Origin of the sequence: Mesorhizobium sp. B2-3-15 (genome assembly GCF_006442875.1) — a bacterium.
In the GTDB taxonomy this organism is placed as follows: Bacteria; Pseudomonadota; Alphaproteobacteria; order Rhizobiales; family Rhizobiaceae; genus Mesorhizobium; species Mesorhizobium australicum.
The window spans coordinates 235,157-251,822 of the sequence record NZ_VFVO01000009.1 but is presented as its reverse complement, the minus strand read 5'-3'; the positions used below and the strand labels follow the sequence as shown (position 1 = coordinate 251,822).

Sequence of the window (16,666 nt, the reverse complement as noted above, 5' to 3'; positions counted from 1 at the left end):
CTTTGCTCCTGCAAGCCAGGCAAAATCGCTGTCGCATCTTGAGGCGGCACGGCCTGTCCGCTCCGGAGAGGATCATGGTGCTGCTTTGAGCGACAGGGCCCTGGCAGAGCGTTTCAACGACGTAGTGCTGCCGCATCTCGGCGACGCGCTGGCGCTTGCCCGCTGGCTGACCGGCAATGCCGCCGACGCCGAGGATGTCGTTCAGGACGCCTGCATCAAGGCGCATGCCGGCATATCAGGCTACGCCGGCGGCAATGCGCGTGCCTGGCTGCTCACCATCGTGCGCAACACCTCCTACACCTGGATGGCGCGCAACCGGCCGCGCGGGATGATGGCCGTCGGCGACCTCGGCGATCTCGACGACATGGCGGCCGCCCATGGCACCAGCCTGCCGGACGAGGATGGTCCGGAAGCGAGCCTGATCGCCAGGGCCGACACGGCGGCACTGGAGGCTGCGATCGCTGCCCTGCCGCAGCCGTTTCGCGAAACGCTGGTGCTGCGCGACATCAACGGCCTCAGCTATCGCGAGATAGCGGCCATGCTCGACGTGCCGATGGGTACGGTGATGTCCAGGCTGGCCCGCGCCCGCGGCCTGCTGGCGTCCGAACTGGGGAGAGCGCCATGACCGGCCATGACGATGGACTGCCCAATGATCCCGAAGGTGTCAGACTGATGATCCACGCCCTTGTTGATGGCGAGCTTGATGCGGCGGCGGCCCTTGCGGTGGAGCGTCGCATCGCCGCCGATCCCCGGCTTGCCGCCGAACATGCCCGCATCCTTGCCTTGCGAGGCGCGGTCAGCCGCTTGCCGCGCCCCGACGTGAGCGACGCCTTTCGGGCCCGCATCGCGGCGATCGGCATGGCCAGCACCGAGCAGCCGGCGACAGCCGAGGCAGCAGAGCCGCAGCGCGGCACGCCGTCGGCGCTGCCGGGCTTGATTGCCGGCGCTGGCGTCGGCCAGCGGCGTGAAGCCGGGACGCGTCCTTCGCTGGCGCGGAGATCGCCGAGGGCAAGCCGCTTCGGCTCGTTCGACTGGCGCGCCATGGCGGCATCGATCATGATCAGCGCGGTGCTGGCCAGCGGCGCAACGCAATGGGTAATGTTCAACGGCGCCGAAGACGGCTTGGCCGCGGCCGTCGCCAGCGGCCATCGCCGCAGCCTGCTCGCCGCGAGCCCGATCGACATCGTCTCCTCCGACCGCCATACGGTCAAACCGTGGCTGGACGCCCGCATCGGCGTCTCGCCGCCGGCGCCGGATCTTGCCCAGGAGGGTTTCGCTCTTATCGGCGGCCGGGTCGAGGTGATATCGGGCCGGCCGGTACCGGCACTGGTCTACCGCCACCGCGAGCACCTGATCACCCTGGTCGCCGAACCGCAGCAGGGCGGCAAGACCACCCAGCCGGACGATCTTTCCTCCGGCGGCTTTTCGATGGTGCACTGGAGCGACGGCGCCTTCTCCTATTGGGCGATCTCCGACATGGAGCGCCCCGAGCTCGACGACTTCGTCGCTCGCTTCCGCAAGGCGGCGGCATGAGCCGGAATGTGGCCGTCGGCATCTCGCCGATGGCCTGAAATCCTTGCGGCCCCGCGCGAATTCCGCTAAGGCGCGCCTTTGTCGCCGGGGAGCAGAAGCTTGAACGATCAACGCGCCGACGTCGCCATCATCATGGGCAGCCAATCCGACTGGGCGACGATGCGCCAGGCAGCGGAGACGCTGGAGGCGCTTGGTGTTCCCCACAAACGGCTAATCATTTCGGCGCACCGCACGCCCGACCGGCTCTATGAGTTCGCCAAGGGCGCCAAGGCCGCCGGCTACAAGGTCATCATCGCCGGCGCCGGCGGTGCCGCGCATCTGCCCGGCATGACGGCGGCGATGACACCACTGCCGGTGTTCGGCGTGCCGGTGGAATCGAAGGCGCTGTCGGGCCAGGATTCGCTGCTGTCGATCGTCCAGATGCCGGCCGGCATTCCTGTGGGAACGCTGGCCATCGGCAAGGCTGGTGCGGCCAACGCGGCCCTGCTGGCCGCCGCCGTGCTGGCGCTCAACGACGACAAGCTTGCCCAGCGCCTCGATGCATGGCGCGCCTCGCAGACCGCCAAGGTCGCGGCCGAACCGACGGATACGCCGTGAGCCTGCCCGCCGGATCGACCATCGGCATCATTGGCGGCGGCCAGCTTGGCCGCATGCTGGCAATGGCCGCCGCCCGGATCGGCTACCGCACCATCGTGCTGGAGCCTCAACCGGATTGCCCGGCGGCACAGGTCGCCAACCGGCAGATTACGGCCGCCTATGACGATCCGGCAGCACTTGCCGAACTGGCGGCTGCAAGCGCCGTCGTCACCTACGAGTTCGAGAACGTGCCGGTCGCCGCCGCAACCGCGCTTGCCGCCAAAGTGCCGGTCTATCCGCCGCCGCGGGCGCTTGACGTGGCGCAGGACCGGGTGAGCGAAAAGACATTCCTCAACGGCATCGGCATCGCCACCGCCGCGTTCCATCAAGTCGACACCAACGACGAGCTGGCGGCGGCGCTGAAGGCCTTCGGCGGCAGCGGCATCCTCAAGACGCGGCGAATGGGTTACGACGGCAAGGGCCAGCGCGTCTTCCGCAACATGGAAGCCGGCGGTTTCGCCGGCACCTGCGAGGCGATGGGCAATGTGCCGCTGATCCTGGAAAGCTTCGTGCAGTTCGAGCGCGAGATTTCCGTCATCGCCGCGCGAGGGCTGGACGGCACTGTCGCCGCCTACGATCCAGCCTGGAATGTGCACCGCGACGGTATTCTGCGCACATCGACCTTGCCGGCCGGCGTTGCGCCGGCGACCGCGCGGGACGCGAAAGACGCGGCGACGAAAATCCTCTCGGCGCTCGACTATGTCGGCGTCATCGGTGTCGAGTTCTTCGTACTGGCCGACGGCTCGCTGCTGGCCAACGAGATCGCGCCCCGCGTCCACAATTCCGGTCATTGGACCGAAGCCGCCTGCATCGTTTCGCAGTTCGAGCAGCATATCCGCGCCATTGCCGGCCTGCCATTGGGAAGCTCGAACCGTCATTCCGATTGCGTCATGGAGAACCTGATCGGCGACGACGTGCTGCGCGTTCCCGCCTTGCTCGCCGAGCCCGACCTGATGCTGCACCTCTACGGCAAGGCCGAGGCCCGGCCCGGTCGCAAGATGGGTCATTTCACCCGCATCAGCCGCCGCGGCTGATACCAGACACGCCTATTGCACCTCGTCGCTGTCCGCGTCGGGGCTGGCGCAACTTGCATCGCCTTCCTCGCAATTGGCGGAGGCGGCGAGCTGCTTGATGCGATCATTGGTCAGCCTGGTCAGGCATTGCGAGACCTCCATCGCATGGATGGACCCGCCTTGGCTGGCGGCGGTGTTGTGCGCGCATTCGGCATCCCGGAAGCTGATCCAGGCGCGTTGTGCCACCTGAAGCAATCTCTTGCCATCGGCATCATCGGAGCCGATCAGCGCCTGATAGGCCGCATTGAGCCTGGCGTCGGCCGCCTGATAGTCCTCGCCGGCACAGATATTCATCATCTGCTGACTGTCGTCGGAGCGGTCGCATTCCTGCCCTCGGACAGCCGAGCTCGCCGCCAGGATGACGAGGCAGGAGGAGAGGAATATTCGGCGCATGGTCGTCCCCAAATCGCTTGCGATGGACGACATCATCCCAGCCGGCTCATGGCCGCGCAATGCCACGGGGCCGATATGGCGGATATTTGATGATATCGGGACGCGGAGCGCGCTTGCGGTTGACTTACGGTTGACATGGGCAAGTCTCCTCGTTTATGAGCCACCCACCGTTCAAAAGGCGCGTCTTCTGGCGCGCCTTAAAAATTCGACCCCGAACCGGGTCCAGACCGACAGGCAAGACCATGAAGATCAAGAATTCGCTCAAGGCGTTGAAGGCGCGTCACCGCGACAACCAGCTGGTTCGCCGCAAGGGCCGCGTTTACATCATCAACAAGACCGCCCCGCGCTACAAGGCGCGCCAGGGTTGAGTTTTCGGCCGGAGGCTTCTCGTCTCCGCCCACTGATGCTTGTCGGCCAGCCGACCTTCCCACGCTAAAATCACTTTGATGTTCCGCCGCCCGGGATTAAACTCGGGCGATGCGGATTCTTTTTGTATTCTTGACGACTTTGCTGGTTTCCGGCGTCATCTCCCTGCCGGCCCAAGCCGGTGATCGGCCGATCGCGGTGGCGGCCGCGGATGGTCAGCCGGCGCCCGCCGATGCCCAGCCAGCGGCTCCGGACACTCCGGCCACGCCGATGACGAAACAGGCCCGGCTCGACAAGTTGTTCTCCGACCTGAAGCGCGAACGCAACGAAAAGGCCGCCGAGCGCATTGCCGGCAGCATCTGGAACGAATGGTTCCAGTCCGGCAGCGCCTCGATCGACCTGATGATGCAGTGGTCGCAAAAAGCGATGAATGATCAGAAATTCGACGTCGCGCTCGATTTCCTGGACCAGGTGGTGACCTTGCAGCCTAGCTACGCCGAAGGCTGGAACCGTCGCGCCACCGTGCATTTCATGATGAAGAACTACGGCAAGTCGATGGCCGACATCGACCGCACGCTGCAGCTCGAGCCACGCCATTTTGGCGCGCTGTCGGGCCTTGCCCAGATCATGGCCGAGACCGGCCACAAGCAATCGGCGCTCGAGGCCTGGCAGAAGGTGCTGGCCATCTACCCGATGATGCGCAGCGCCCAGAACCAGGTCGCGACCCTGTCGGAAGAGCTTGCCGGCGAAGGCATTTGATAGATCAGGAAATAGCCATTAGGCGCTGGCGCTGGAGCCAGCCCTACTGCCCTACCCCACAACTTATCCCCCTCCATCCCCGTATATCCCTGCATGAACCTGATCTATGCCGCGCTCGCCTTCCTGATGGCGCTTGTCCTTGCCCTGGTCGGCGTCACCCGCGCCGGCTCGTGGCTGATCGAGCGCCGCGGTCCATCGGTCGGCGCGTTCGCCGACATCGACGGTGCTCGCATCCACTACGTCCACCTCCCCGCCCCAGCCAATGCGGATCTGCCGCCGATCGTCTTCATCCATGGCGCCAGCGCCAATTTGAAAGACCAGATGCTGCCCCTCAGGCCGCTGCTTGAAGGCCGCGCCGAAATGCTGTTCTTCGACCGGCCTGGTTTTGGCTGGTCCGGCCGCGGTCCAGGCAACAATGAGGACCCATCGGCGCAAGCCGCAACCATCGCCGCCCTAATGGACCGTCTCGGCATCAAGAAGGCAATCATCGTCGGCCATTCCTTCGGCGGCGTGGTGACGGCGGCTTTCGGCCGCGAGCATGCGGACAAGACGCTCGGGCTGGTCTTCCTGGCGCCGGCGACCCATCCCTGGCCGGGCGGCGCGACGTCCTGGTACTACGACCTGACCACCATTCCGGTGATCGGCCGGCTGTTTTCCGAGACGCTGACCTATCCTGCCGGGACGCTGTGGATGGCGGACGCCACGACCTGCGTCTTCTCACCCAACAAGGTGCCCGACAATTATCTCGCCGCAACCTCGATCCCGCTGGTGCTGCGGCCGTCGGCCTTTCGCGCCAACGCCACCGACGTTGCCGGCCTCTATCGCTATGCGCTCGCCGCCGCACCGCACTACAAAGAGATCACGGCCCCGACCGTGGTCATCTCCGGCGACCGCGACAAGGTCGTCTATGCCCGGATCCACTCCGTCGGCCTGGTGCGCGACATCCCGGGTGCCGAGCTCGTCTGGGTGCATAATCTCGGTCATAAGCCAGACTGGATCGCATCCGACCTCGTCGTCGGCGCCATCGAGAAAGTCGGCGGCAAGGATATCGATCTGGAAGCAATCGCCAGGACGGTGGAGGCACGGATTGCCGGCGACACATATGGCACGGGCAAATGCGCCGACATCAAAGAACCTGAGGCGGAGCTCGCGCCGACCTGATGCGTGCCAACCGAAAACGGCCATCGCAGCCCGCCATTACGGCGAACGGATCATTCCTAACGAAGGTTTTTCAGGAAACCATATCTATGTGACGAACGGCCTGATCGCTTTCGACTACCACGGCTATTGCGCCCGAGAGCGGTTGCTCGAACACCATGAAAGAAGCTGGGCTTCGCGCAACGCCGGATGGCGTTGCACGATTGCGAAAGTGGATTTCGATCTGCTCGATAAGACCGAACTCAACCGGCGAAAGATGCTCGGCCCAAATCAATATCTGCATGACCCCATTCCTCGCGCGCGACGGTTCCTCCAGCGAAGAAACCACGCGGAAGCCGCGGTAAGAGCGCTGGGACTGCAGCGACGCTGGCGCCGACTACCGGCCGGCTGTTTCCGATCCGACATAGGCGATGCGCAGCATGTTGGTCGATCCCGGAGTCCGCAGCGGCACGCCTGCGGTGATGATGACCCGGTCGCCCGGCTTGCCGAAGTCTTCTTCCAGCGCGATGCGGCAGGCGCGGTTGACCATGTCGTCGAGATCGGTGGCATCGGGCGAGACGACGCAATGCGTGCCCCACAAAAGCGACAACCGTCGCGCCGTGTTGAGGATCGGCGACAGCGCGATGATCGGCACCTGCGGACGCTCGCGCGCGGCGCGCAGGCCGGTGGTGCCCGATGCCGTGTAGGTGATGATCGCCGACAGTTTCAGCGTCTCGGCGATCTCGCGGGCGGCCAGCGAAATGGCATCGGCGCCGGTCGCTTCCGGCTCCGAACGCTGTGCGTTGATGATGCCGGCATAGGTCGGATCGGTTTCGACCTTGGCGGCGATGCGGTTCATCATCGCCACCGCCTCGACCGGATAGGCGCCCGCTGCCGATTCCGCCGACAGCATGATCGCGTCGGCGCCTTCGAAGACGGCAATCGAAACGTCGGACACTTCGGCGCGGGTCGGCACAGGGGCGGTGATCATCGATTCCAGCATCTGCGTGGCGACCACCACCGGCTTGCCGGCACGGCGCGCGGCGCGCGTGATCTGCTTCTGGATGCCGGGCACCGCCTCCAACGGCATTTCGACGCCGAGATCGCCGCGGGCGACCATCAGCGCGTCGGACAGTTCGATGATCTCGGCCAGCCGGGCCACGGCCTGCGGTTTTTCGATCTTGGCCATGATCAGCGCCCGGCCACGGGCGATCTTGCGCGCCTCGGCCAGATCTTCCGGCCGCTGCACGAAGGACAGCGCGACCCAGTCGACGCCCGTGGCGAGCACCGCGTCGAGGTCCTTGCGGTCCTTCTCGGTCAGCGCGCCGACCGGCAGGTCGGTATCTGGCAGGCTGACGCCCTTCTTGTCGGAAATGGTGGTGCCGGCAATAACGGTGCAGACGATCGACTTGCCGTCGCTCTTTACCGCCTTCAGTTCGAGCTTGCCGTCGTCGATCAGGAGGCGATGGCCAGCCTCGACCGAGCTCAGGATTTCAGGATGCGGCAGGTAGACCCTTGTCGAGGTGCCGGGCTCGGGATTGTCGTCGAGCGTGAAGGTCTGGCCCAGCGTCAAGACTTCCTTGCCATTGGCGAACTTGCCGACGCGCAGCTTCGGGCCCTGCAGGTCGGCCAGGATGCCGATCGGCCTGCCAACTTTTTCCTCGACCACGCGGATGCGGGCGACCAGCGTGCGCATCAGCTCATGATCGGTATGGCTCATATTGATGCGGAACACATCGGCGCCGGCTTCGAACAGCTTTTTCAGCATCTCCTCGGAGGAAGATGCCGGACCGATTGTGGCTAGGATCTTGACCTTGCGGCTACGTCTCATTGACTATTCGTTCCCGGGGCGGCTGGAGCGCCTCCCGTTGCGGGCTCGTCGGTGAGCTGGACCATCCAGCTTGCCTGCTCGCCCGTGTCATATTCCTGGAATCCGGCGCGCTGGAAGCCCCTGGCGATGCAGTCGCTTACGCCGGCAATCTTGAACTCTTTTTCAGCCACGCACATGTTGATCGGGCCGTCCCAGCGTCCACCGCGCTCGGCGTCTTCTGCATAAAGATAGTAAAACCTTGATGACAGCGGTCCTTCGATCAACGTCTTGCAACTCGATCCCTCGATGTGCCACCAGCCCTCGGTGATCCAGCCGGCCTTGGCCCGATAGCCGATACCGACGCCGACCAGGTTCTGCGTGGCGTTGCAGACGCGAAAGTCGGCGCGCGCCGGTGAAGCTGTGACCATCGCTGACAGTCCCACGGCGAGCGTCAGGAGCGGCATGGCTAAGGCAAAGCGCGCGCGCTGCCCGCCGTCGGAACCCATCCTAAAACCCCTCAAGAACCACATCAGCATCTCTCTGCGCCCCTTTTCGGAAAAGTCCGGGCGCATGTCAACGCGCCGTTTTGACCAATTCCAATCGATTTAGGAAGGCTACCGGCGCACGACCGTCGCCCCGTGCCAGATTTCCCGGGAAACCTTGGCTAAACAACGGCATTGCGTACACGTCGTCTTCGTGGAATGACGATAGCATCCTCCCCGAAGGCCAGCGAACGACCATTTTCCGCCAATGACCCGGTCCACAGTTTTCGCGCCCTTCGACATCGTCGAGGGCGACCGCAAGCGAGGCATCGTGCTTCTGGCCGATCACGCCCGCCGCGACCTGCCTGAAGAATATGGCAGCCTGGGGCTGCCGGCGGCCGAATTCGACCGCCATATCGCCTATGACATTGGCGTCGAAGCGGTGACGCGCGAACTGGCGGCCCTGCTCGATGCGCCGGCGGTGCTCGCCAATTTCTCGCGGCTGCTGATCGACCCCAACCGAGGCGAGGACGATCCAACACTCATTCGCCAGCTTTACGACGGCACCATCATTCCCGGAAATTATCCCCTGGCGCAGGAGGAACGCGAAAGGCGGCTCGATCGCTTCTACCGCCCTTATCACGACGCGGTCGGCGCCATGATTGCGTCAGTCGCGCAGGCTTCAGGGCAAGCGCCTTTCATCTTCTCGGTGCATTCCTTCACCCCTGCCATGCAGGGCAAGCAACGTCCGTGGCATGTCGGTATCCTGTGGGACAAGGACGACCGGGTGGCGCGACCGCTGATCGATATGCTGGCTGAGGACAAACAACTCGTGGTTGGCGACAACGAACCGTATGATGGCGCGTTGCGCGGCGACACCATGTTCAGGCACGCCATCGTCAATGGCTATGCCCACGCGCTGATCGAAATCCGCCAGGATCTGATAGCGGACCAGAAGGGCATTGTCGCCTGGGCCGGGCGGCTCGCACCGATCGTTGACGCGATCGACCGCCGTCCCGATATACATGCGGTAAAGATGTTCGGCTCGCGCACCGGGCCGCTATGACGGAGGTTTCGATGACCGAACTCAGCAACGAACAGAAGCGCGACTTCGAGGCCGCCGCCTTTCGGCGACTGGTCGAGCATTTGCGTGAACGGGGCGACGTGCAGAACATCGATCTGATGAACCTCGCCGGCTTCTGCCGCAACTGCCTGTCGAACTGGTACCGCGAAGCAGCCAATGCCGAAGGCGTCGAGCTCGGCAAAGAGCAATCGCGCGAGATCGTCTACGGCATGCCCTATGCGCAATGGCAGGCGCTCAACCAGATAGAGGCTTCGGACGCCAAGAAGGCGGAATTCGAAGCACGGCGCCCCAAGGATCACTGAGCCCGTTTAGCCCAAATGCTTTCCCACAACAGCGCTTGACTGAAAATTGAATCGATCTAATTTGCCGCGCAAAGCCATTTTCTGACCGGATTCGTGCCATGAACGCTTCGAACGCCATGCAGACTGCCATTCGCGGGCGATGGGCCGTGGCGGCCATTTTCCTCGCCAATGGTTTCCTGACCGGCAGCTGGGCGCCGCAGATTCCTGTCTTCCTGACCCGGCTCGACATCTCGAAATTCACGCTCGGCCTGCTGATCCTTTTGTTCGGCGCCGGCGCGGTCACCGCCATGACATGGTGCGGCCACCTGATCTCCAAACACGGCTCGCGCACCGTGCTGCGCTGGTTCGGCCTGTGCGGCAGCCTCGGCCTGCTGGTCGTGGCGCTGGCACCCGACGTGCCGCTGGCGGCCATCGCCATGTTCATATTCGGCGGCTCCATCGGCGGCATGGATGTCGCCATGAATGCGAATGCGGTGGTGGTGGAACGGCGGCTGGGGCGCGCCATCATGTCCTCGTCGCACGGCTTCTGGAGCCTCGGCGGTTTCGCCGGCGGCGCCCTCGGCGGCTTCGCCATCCAGACCTATGGCCACCTCGCCCATGCCGCGGTGGTGACCGTGCTTGCCTTCGCGGCAATCGCCGCGGCGGTGCCCCACATCGTGGCCGAAAACAAGCCGCAGGCGGTCGAGCATCATAAATTCGCTCTGCCGGCAAACCCATTGGTCTACCTCATCGGCCTAATGGCCCTGTTGACGATGATTTCAGAGGGCGCGGTGCTCGATTGGGCGGCGCTGTATCTGCGGCAGGAACTCGGCGCCGACCTCGCCGTCGCCGGTCTTGCCTATGCCGCCTTCTCCGGCGTCATGGCGATCATGCGCTTTTTCGGCGATGGCGTCCGCAACCGCTTCGGCGCAGTGATGACACTGCGCGGTTCGGCCATCGTCGCGGCCGCCGGCATGCTGATCGCCGGCCTGTCGCCTTCGCCTTGGCTCGCCATATCAGCCTTTGCGCTTTGCGGCTTCGGCATCGCCAACATGGTGCCGATCATCTTTTCCGCCGGCGGCAACCAGGAGGGCATGTCCTCGGGCACCGGCATGAGCGTCGTCACCACCATGGGCTATTCCGGCATTCTGGTGGCGCCGTCGGCGATCGGCTTCGTCGCCGAGCATTCCAGCTTCGGCCCGATCTTCATCGCCATGTCGGCTCTGCTGATCGTCGTCTTGCTGATGGCCGGATTGGCTCACCGCGCCGAATTCGCTCCGGATGCCGCCCCCGCCGAATAACGTTTCAATTCCTCGTGGAGAAAATCCGCCACGCGCCGGATGCGCACGCTGGTGCGCACGTCGCGATGCATGGCCAGCCATACCGGCAGAGCAGGCAAGGGCAGGCCGGGCAACACTTTTTCGACCAGCGGATCGCGGTCTGCCAGCGGCTCCTGGCCAAGACCAATGCCGTTTCCCGCCCGCACCGCTTCCCAGAGCACGATCTGATTGTCGGCCCTGAAACGAAAGCTGTTTCGGGTGACCGGGATGCCATACTGGGAAAAGGCCCGGATCATCTCGTCGCTGCGATCGAAGCCGATCAGGGCGTGATTGACGAGGTCGGCCGGTCCCAGCGGGCGCCCGCGCCTATCGAGGTAGGATATGGCTGCACAGGCGCAGAGTCCGATATCGCAGACCTTGCGCGCCACCAGTTCGTTCTGCGCCGGCTTGACCATGCGGATGGCGATGTCGGCATCCCGGCGCAGCAGGTTCTCGACCTGGTTCGAGGCAACGATCTCGACCTCGATGCCGGGCTCATCAATGCCGAGCCGCGCCATCATGTCGGGCAGCACATAGGCCGCTACCACCTCACTGGCCGCGATGCGCACAGTGCCTTCGATCGCCTCGACCGAACCCAGCGCGAGCCGTGAAAAGGCGCTTGCCTGCTCGCTCACCGTCTTGCCGCGCTCGAACAGCGTGGCTCCCGCTTCGGTCAGCGCATAGCCGCTTCGCCCGCGCCGGAAAAGCGTGACGCCGAGCGCCTGTTCCAACTCCCCGATGTGACGGCCAAGCGTCGGCTGGCTTGCCGACAGCTTTCGCGCCGCGGCCGACAGGCTGCCGGTTTCCGCCACGGTGACAAAGCTCTTGATCAGGTTCCAGTCAATGTCTTCCATTCAATAATGAATATCAAAACTGCATTCGTAGTCAATTTTAATTCATTGATGAAGCAATCATATTCACCCTGCAAATACCGATACCGACTGCAACAACCAATCAGGAGTAATCCAATGACCAAGATCGCAATCGCAACCGCCGCCCTCCTCATCGCCGCCAACACGGCTTTCGCCGGCAGCGACAAGTTTGGCTCGGACAATGCCAGCCAGACCGTCGCCACCACCGACAATGTGACCACCTCGTCGATCAGCAAATCCGAGGCGACCAATCAGAAGCCTGTCGTCCAGGGCAGCAACCGCGACCTCTTCGGCAGCCGCTGAACGGTGGTCCTCGAAAATCCAGAAGCGGCGGGCTCGTCCCGTCGCTTCTAGGCAAACCCCGCACTTGAAAACGAATAAGGAGACGAAGAATGACCAAGATCGCAATTCTCGGCGCCAATGGCCGGCTCGGTCGCGTGGTTGCCAAGGCCTTCATCGACGCCGGCTTCGACGTCCGCGCCGTCACCCGTACCGGCATGGTGCCGGCCGAGCTTGAGGGCGCCACGGCGGTTGCCGGCGATGCGCTGGACCGTCAATCGCTGATCCAGGCCACCGAGGGCGTCGACATCATCTTCAACGGCCTCAACCCGATCTACACCGACTGGGGCAAATGCCTGCCAATGGCCGAAAATGTCATGGCCGCCTGCCATGCCAACGATGCGCAGCATCTCTTCCCCGGCACCGTCTACAATTACGGCTCGCCCATGCCGGCGGTGATCACGGAAGACACGCCGTTCCATCCGACGACCGAGAAGGGCCGCATCCGCTGTGCCATGGAGGATCTGTTCCGCCGTGAGGCCGAGGCCAGACGGGTGCGCACCATTGTTCTGCGGGCCGGCGATTTCTTCGGCGGCACCGGCAGCGGCTCCTGGTTTGACCTGATCGTCGCCGCCAAGATCAACAAGGGCATCTACACCGCGCCCGGTCCGGCCGACCTCGTGCATGAATGGGCCTATTTGCCGGATTTCGCCGTCGGTTTCGTCGCGCTGGCCCGCAATCTCGACAAGCTCGGCTTCTATGAGGCGCTGAACTTTCCGGGCCATGCCGTCACCGATCTCGAGATCAAGGTGGCCGCCGAGAACGCCGTCGGCCATCAACTCAAGATGACTTCCATGCCTTGGTGGGTGCTGCGCGCCGGCAGCCCGTTCGTGGCGATGTGGCGAGAGATCGTCTCGATGTCATACCTGCGCTTCGAGCCGCACCGGCTGGCCTCGACGCGGCTGGAAGGCATCATCGGCGAAATCCCGCATACGCCGCTCGATCAGGCGGTGACCAAAGCCTTGCAGGATATTGGCCTCGCCGTCGCTCCCGCCCGTCGCCAGGCCGCCTGATCGAGCTTGCTGGCAGGTGAGAACAGCTGCGCTCGGTAAGGGTCCGGCGGCGGATCGTTGCCGGTCAGATCCTGCCCAGCACAAGCAGGATCAGCACCACGACCAGTATGACGCCGACAATGCCCGATGGTCCGTAGCCCCAAGAGCGCGAGTGCGGCCATGCCGGCACAGCGCCGATCAGGATCAGGATCAGGATGATAACGAGAAGTGTGCTGATCGTCATTTTGAGCCCTCGCCGTCTGGTTGCATTCGAGGGAACAATGCAAAAGGCCGCCCGGTTGTTCCCGGACGGCCTTTGTTGCTTGGCCTGCGAAACGCTCTATTCCGCCGCCTTCGGGAAGCTGACTGCCGGCTCGGCGCCGACATCTGCCAGAGGCCCTTGGGACGAGATCTCGCCCTTGCCGCGCCGGAAGAGACGGCTGATTAAGCCGCGTCGCGCGCCGGGTTTGATCTTGGCGCGGGTGAACACCATCAGCATCGACGGCGTCACGACCAGCGTCAGAATGGTGGCGAAGGACAGGCCGAAGACGATCGCCGAGGACAGCGAAATCCACCATTGCGTCGACGGCGCATTGATCGTCGTCTCGTGATGGAAGATTTCGAGCCCAAGGCCGAAGGCAATCGGCAGCACGCCGAGAATCGCCGACACCGCCGTCAGCACAACCGGTCGCGCACGCTCGCGGCAGGTCTGCAGCACCGCGTCCATCTTGTCCCAGCCCTCCTCACGCAACCGGTCGTAGGTGTCGATCAACACGATGTTGTTGTTCACCACCACGCCGGCCAGCGCGATGACGCCAATGCCCGACATGACGATGCCGAACGTCTCGCCCGTGATCAGCAGTCCAAGGAACACGCCGATTGTCGCCATGACCACGCAGGACAGCACCAGCCATACGCTGGTGAACTTGTTGAACTGCGCCAGCAGCACCAAGAAGATCAGGAAGATCGCCGCGCCGAAGGCCTTGCTGAGGAAGGCGCTGGCTTCCGCGCTGTCCTCGTTCGATCCGGCGAGCTTCCAGCGTATTCCGCTGCCCAGATTCATATCGGTGACGGCCTGAGTGACCTGCTGCTGGACTGCCGCGACCTGTTGGCCGGCGGCAACATTGGCCTGCACCACCACGGTTCGGGCACCGTCGATGCGGTTGAGGATGCCGACCGTCGGCTCGGGTTTGCGCACGACGAAGTTTGAGATCGGCACCGACCCTTGCGAGGTCTGCACCCTGAGCTCGTCCAGCGTCGACAGCGTGCGCCGGTCTTCCGGAAGACGCAGGCGGATGTCGACGGCGTCATCGGCACCAGCAGGCCGGTATTCGGAGAGCTTCAGTCCGTTCGTCACCAGCTGCACCACGGTGCCGACCGAAGTCGGGCTGATGCCGTATTGCGCGGCCTTGGCGCGGTCGACCTCGAGAGCCCAGTCGACGCCGGGCGGCGGCAGGCCATCGGAAATATCGATGACGCCCGGCACCTTGGCGATACGCGCCGCGACGGCGCGCGCCTTGTCGTCGAGGCCGGCTGGATCGACGGCCGATAGCCTGATCTGGATCGGTTTGCCGGTCGGCGGACCGGCTTCCGGCACGCGCACCTCCACGTCGACCCCGGGAATGCCGGCCATCACGCCGCGCAGATCGCTTAGGATCTGGTTGGCGGACTTGCGTTCGCGCCAGTCGATGAATTCGTACTGGATGACGCCGACGACGTCCTCGGGCACGTCCTGGCCGCCGCCCTGCGTCTTGCCGACGCGGGTGTAGACCGACTTCACGCCAGGCCACCCGAGCAATCGGCTCTCGGCGATCTTGGTCGCCGTATCCATTTCGGCCAGCGAAAGGTTGCCGCGGGCATGCACGTAAAGCAGGCCGTAGTCAGGTTCGACGCTCGGGAAAAACTCGACGCCGGCACCGTACTTTGAATAGCCAACGAAAATACCGGTCAGCAAGACGACGGTGAGCACCATCACGGTGATGGGAAAGCGCACCGCCTGCTTGACGACAGCCATGTACCAGCCGTCGCGATTGCCATCCTCGTGATGCTGCGGCGCCTTGGCGAATATAGCGCCCAGCGTCGGCGCGAAGACCAGCGCATAGAGCATCGAGGCCGACAGCGTGACGATCAGCGTGATCGGCATGTACTTCATGAAATCGCCGATGATGCCGGGCCAGAACAACAGCGGCGAGAAGGCGGCGATACGCGTCATCGTCGCGGCGATGACCGGGCCGGCCATGCGCTTGGCGGCAAGCGCGAAGGCTTCCTGCTTCGGCATGCCTTCGCTCATCCTTCGTTCGGCGAACTCGGTGACAATGATGGCGTCGTCGACCAGCATGCCGACCGCCAGGATGAGGCTGAACAGCACGATCATGTTGATCGTGTAGCCCATCATGGCAAGCAGCAGGATACCGATTAGGAAGGACGACGGAATGGCCAGGCCAATCAGCAGCGAGGCACGGCCGGACAGCGCGTAGAGGATGACGATGAACACCAGGATGACGGCGATCATCACATGGTTCTGCAAGTCCCCCAGCAGCTGGTTGACGAAGACCGACTTGTCCTGCGTGTAGGTGACGTGCATGCCCTCGGGCATGGTCTTGACGAAGGCATCCGACACCTCCCTGACCTTGGTCAGCGTATCGATCAGATTGGCGCCGATGCGCTTTTTGACTTCGATGGCGATGGCCGGCTTGCCGTTGAGGCGCGTGATTGTCGTCGCGTCGGCGAAGGTCGAGCGTATCGTCGCGATGTCCTTGGCCTGCACCACGGCATTGGGCCCGGCGACCACGGGAAGTGCCGCCACATCCTCGGGTGTCTCGATCAGCGACGGCACCTTGACGGCATATTTGCCTTCCGAGCCCTCGATGTTGCCGGCGGCGACCAGGCTGTTGGAAGCACCGACCGCGCCGATCAGCTGGTCGAGCTGCAGGCCATAGGACGACAGCTTCATCGGATCGATGACGACCTCGACCAGATCGTCGCGCGAGCCCTGCAACGAGCCTTCGAGCACGCCGGGCACTTCCTCGATGCGATCACGCAGTTCGCGCGCCGCGGCCGCCAGCACGCGTTCGGGCAATTCGCCGGACAGCGTGACGACGAGCACCGGAAATTCGGAAATGTTGACCTCCGTGACGACAGGCTCCTCGGCCGCCTGCGGCAGGTCGGCCTTGCCGTCCTGCACCTTGGAGCGTGTGTCCTGCAGTGCCGTCGCCAGGTTCGTCTGCGGCTGGAACTCGACCAGAACGTAGCCGCCGCCCTGGAAGGCGGCCGAGCGCATCTCCTTGAGGCCCTTCAGGCTTTTCAACTTGCTTTCCATCGGCCGCAGCAGAAGACGCTCGGAATCCTCCGGCGAAATGCCTTGATAGATCAGGCTGACATACATCATCGGAATCGGAACGTCGGGTTCCGCTTCCTTCGGTGTCGATTGATAGGCGACCCAGCCTGCAATCAGCAGGAAGACCAGGACCGAGATGGTCAGGCGGGCATTGTTGATTGCGAGTCTGACGATATGCATGACTTATGCCTGCTGTTGCTTTCGGGAGTGGCGAACGGACATGCTGTCGCCGGACAAGGCCCGGCGCCGGCGC

Annotated in this window: 18 protein-coding genes and 1 pseudogene; 13 read left to right on the top strand and 6 right to left on the bottom strand. The window is 64.0% G+C overall.

What is annotated here, in order from left to right; genetic code table 11:
* Positions 1-85 precede the first annotated feature (85 nt).
* The 4 genes from FJ954_RS20080 (at position 86) to FJ954_RS20065 (ending at position 3,203) form a co-directional block, all read left to right on the top strand.
* Positions 86-625: a sigma-70 family RNA polymerase sigma factor gene (locus tag FJ954_RS20080; RefSeq protein WP_041163301.1), complete on the top strand. Its 540-nt coding sequence runs from the start codon at positions 86-88 to the stop codon at positions 623-625.
* Positions 622-1,533 carry an anti-sigma factor gene (locus tag FJ954_RS20075; protein ID WP_015315327.1) on the top strand — a complete coding sequence of 304 codons (912 nt, stop codon included), beginning with the start codon at positions 622-624 and terminating at the stop codon, positions 1,531-1,533. The genes FJ954_RS20080 and FJ954_RS20075 overlap by 4 nt, the downstream gene beginning before the upstream one ends.
* A gap of 99 nt (positions 1,534-1,632) precedes the next feature.
* Positions 1,633-2,130 (top strand): 5-(carboxyamino)imidazole ribonucleotide mutase, encoded by a 498-nt coding sequence (gene purE, locus FJ954_RS20070; protein ID WP_027141852.1) that lies wholly within the window; start codon positions 1,633-1,635, stop codon positions 2,128-2,130.
* Positions 2,127-3,203: a 5-(carboxyamino)imidazole ribonucleotide synthase gene (locus FJ954_RS20065; RefSeq protein ID WP_140662707.1), complete on the top strand. Its 1,077-nt coding sequence runs from the start codon at positions 2,127-2,129 to the stop codon at positions 3,201-3,203. The genes purE and FJ954_RS20065 overlap by 4 nt, the downstream gene beginning before the upstream one ends.
* A gap of 12 nt (positions 3,204-3,215) precedes the next feature.
* Here the strand turns inward: FJ954_RS20065 and FJ954_RS20060 are convergent, their stop codons facing one another.
* A complete protein-coding gene (locus FJ954_RS20060; RefSeq protein ID WP_140662705.1) occupies positions 3,216-3,635 on the bottom strand; it encodes a lysozyme inhibitor LprI family protein in 420 nt (139 codons plus the stop codon).
* Positions 3,636-3,877: 242 nt separating this feature from the next.
* On the opposite strand from FJ954_RS20060, the gene ykgO reads away from it, so the two are divergent.
* The 4 genes and pseudogenes from ykgO to FJ954_RS32090 form a co-directional block, all read left to right on the top strand.
* Positions 3,878-4,003: a type B 50S ribosomal protein L36 gene (gene ykgO / locus FJ954_RS20055; RefSeq protein ID WP_006327841.1), complete on the top strand. Its 126-nt coding sequence runs from the start codon at positions 3,878-3,880 to the stop codon at positions 4,001-4,003.
* Between the two features lie 109 nt (positions 4,004-4,112).
* Positions 4,113-4,760 carry a hypothetical protein gene (locus tag FJ954_RS20050; protein ID WP_140662703.1) on the top strand — a complete coding sequence of 216 codons (648 nt, stop codon included), beginning with the start codon at positions 4,113-4,115 and terminating at the stop codon, positions 4,758-4,760.
* Between the two features lie 93 nt (positions 4,761-4,853).
* On the top strand, positions 4,854-5,921 hold the full coding sequence (locus FJ954_RS20045; RefSeq protein ID WP_140662701.1) for an alpha/beta hydrolase: 1,068 nt from the start codon (positions 4,854-4,856) through the stop codon (positions 5,919-5,921).
* Between the two features lie 37 nt (positions 5,922-5,958).
* Positions 5,959-6,270, top strand: a pseudogene (locus FJ954_RS32090) (hypothetical protein); the annotation flags it as partial.
* A gap of 24 nt (positions 6,271-6,294) precedes the next feature.
* On the opposite strand, the gene pyk reads toward FJ954_RS32090, so the two are convergent.
* Together pyk and FJ954_RS20030 are read right to left on the bottom strand one after the other, a co-directional pair.
* Positions 6,295-7,728: a pyruvate kinase gene (gene pyk / locus FJ954_RS20035; RefSeq protein WP_140662699.1), complete on the bottom strand. Its 1,434-nt coding sequence runs from the start codon at positions 7,726-7,728 to the stop codon at positions 6,295-6,297.
* Positions 7,725-8,171, bottom strand: a complete 447-nt coding sequence (locus FJ954_RS20030; protein ID WP_181177879.1) for a DUF1036 domain-containing protein — start codon at positions 8,169-8,171, stop codon at positions 7,725-7,727. The genes pyk and FJ954_RS20030 overlap by 4 nt, the downstream gene beginning before the upstream one ends.
* 286 nt (positions 8,172-8,457) lie before the next feature.
* Here FJ954_RS20030 and FJ954_RS20025 point away from each other — a divergent pair, with 286 nt between their 5' ends.
* The 3 genes from FJ954_RS20025 (at position 8,458) to FJ954_RS20015 (ending at position 10,855) form a co-directional block, all read left to right on the top strand.
* Positions 8,458-9,255, top strand: a complete 798-nt coding sequence (locus tag FJ954_RS20025) for an N-formylglutamate amidohydrolase (protein ID WP_140662695.1) — start codon at positions 8,458-8,460, stop codon at positions 9,253-9,255.
* A gap of 11 nt (positions 9,256-9,266) precedes the next feature.
* A complete protein-coding gene (locus FJ954_RS20020; protein ID WP_015315317.1) occupies positions 9,267-9,575 on the top strand; it encodes a DUF1244 domain-containing protein in 309 nt (102 codons plus the stop codon).
* 98 nt (positions 9,576-9,673) lie between these two features.
* Positions 9,674-10,855 carry an MFS transporter gene (locus FJ954_RS20015; RefSeq protein WP_015315316.1) on the top strand — a complete coding sequence of 394 codons (1,182 nt, stop codon included), beginning with the start codon at positions 9,674-9,676 and terminating at the stop codon, positions 10,853-10,855.
* Here the strand turns inward: FJ954_RS20015 and FJ954_RS20010 are convergent.
* On the bottom strand, positions 10,813-11,727 hold the full coding sequence (locus FJ954_RS20010) for a LysR family transcriptional regulator (protein ID WP_140662693.1): 915 nt from the start codon (positions 11,725-11,727) through the stop codon (positions 10,813-10,815). The genes FJ954_RS20015 and FJ954_RS20010 overlap by 43 nt on opposite strands.
* Positions 11,728-11,841: 114 nt before the next feature.
* On the opposite strand from FJ954_RS20010, the gene FJ954_RS20005 reads away from it, so the two are divergent.
* Complete coding sequence (locus FJ954_RS20005; RefSeq protein WP_140662691.1) at positions 11,842-12,048, top strand: DUF680 domain-containing protein; 207 nt, start codon at positions 11,842-11,844, stop codon at positions 12,046-12,048.
* An 89-nt stretch (positions 12,049-12,137) separates the two neighbouring features.
* A complete protein-coding gene (locus tag FJ954_RS20000) occupies positions 12,138-13,097 on the top strand; it encodes an SDR family oxidoreductase (protein ID WP_140662689.1) in 960 nt (319 codons plus the stop codon).
* A gap of 64 nt (positions 13,098-13,161) precedes the next feature.
* On the opposite strand, the gene FJ954_RS19995 is transcribed toward FJ954_RS20000, so the two are convergent.
* Positions 13,162-13,320: a DUF3309 family protein gene (locus FJ954_RS19995; RefSeq protein ID WP_015315312.1), complete on the bottom strand. Its 159-nt coding sequence runs from the start codon at positions 13,318-13,320 to the stop codon at positions 13,162-13,164.
* Between the two features lie 96 nt (positions 13,321-13,416).
* The gene (locus FJ954_RS19990; RefSeq protein ID WP_140662688.1) at positions 13,417-16,593 is read right to left on the bottom strand and encodes an efflux RND transporter permease subunit; all 3,177 of its coding nucleotides are present in this window, start codon (positions 16,591-16,593) and stop codon (positions 13,417-13,419) included.
* Positions 16,594-16,666: the final 73 nt, after the last annotated feature.

Bases quoted from the DNA above. Each gene is read 5' to 3' on its own strand.
- FJ954_RS19995 (WP_015315312.1), bottom strand. From the start codon at position 13,320: ATGACGATCAGCACACTTCTCGTTATCATCCTGATCCTGATCCTGATC.
- pyk (WP_140662699.1), bottom strand. From the start codon at position 7,728: ATGAGACGTAGCCGCAAGGTCAAGATCCTAGCCACAATCGGTCCGGCA.
- FJ954_RS20005 (WP_140662691.1), top strand. From the start codon at position 11,842: ATGACCAAGATCGCAATCGCAACCGCCGCCCTCCTCATCGCCGCCAAC.
- ykgO (WP_006327841.1), top strand. From the start codon at position 3,878: ATGAAGATCAAGAATTCGCTCAAGGCGTTGAAGGCGCGTCACCGCGAC.
- FJ954_RS20015 (WP_015315316.1), top strand. From the start codon at position 9,674: ATGAACGCTTCGAACGCCATGCAGACTGCCATTCGCGGGCGATGGGCC.
- FJ954_RS20025 (WP_140662695.1), top strand. From the start codon at position 8,458: ATGACCCGGTCCACAGTTTTCGCGCCCTTCGACATCGTCGAGGGCGAC.
- FJ954_RS20075 (WP_015315327.1), top strand. From the start codon at position 622: ATGACCGGCCATGACGATGGACTGCCCAATGATCCCGAAGGTGTCAGA.
- FJ954_RS20050 (WP_140662703.1), top strand. From the start codon at position 4,113: ATGCGGATTCTTTTTGTATTCTTGACGACTTTGCTGGTTTCCGGCGTC.
- FJ954_RS20030 (WP_181177879.1), bottom strand. From the start codon at position 8,171: ATGCCGCTCCTGACGCTCGCCGTGGGACTGTCAGCGATGGTCACAGCT.
- FJ954_RS19990 (WP_140662688.1), bottom strand. From the start codon at position 16,593: ATGCATATCGTCAGACTCGCAATCAACAATGCCCGCCTGACCATCTCG.
- FJ954_RS20000 (WP_140662689.1), top strand. From the start codon at position 12,138: ATGACCAAGATCGCAATTCTCGGCGCCAATGGCCGGCTCGGTCGCGTG.
- FJ954_RS20045 (WP_140662701.1), top strand. From the start codon at position 4,854: ATGAACCTGATCTATGCCGCGCTCGCCTTCCTGATGGCGCTTGTCCTT.
- FJ954_RS20010 (WP_140662693.1), bottom strand. From the start codon at position 11,727: ATGGAAGACATTGACTGGAACCTGATCAAGAGCTTTGTCACCGTGGCG.
- FJ954_RS20060 (WP_140662705.1), bottom strand. From the start codon at position 3,635: ATGCGCCGAATATTCCTCTCCTCCTGCCTCGTCATCCTGGCGGCGAGC.
- FJ954_RS20020 (WP_015315317.1), top strand. From the start codon at position 9,267: ATGACCGAACTCAGCAACGAACAGAAGCGCGACTTCGAGGCCGCCGCC.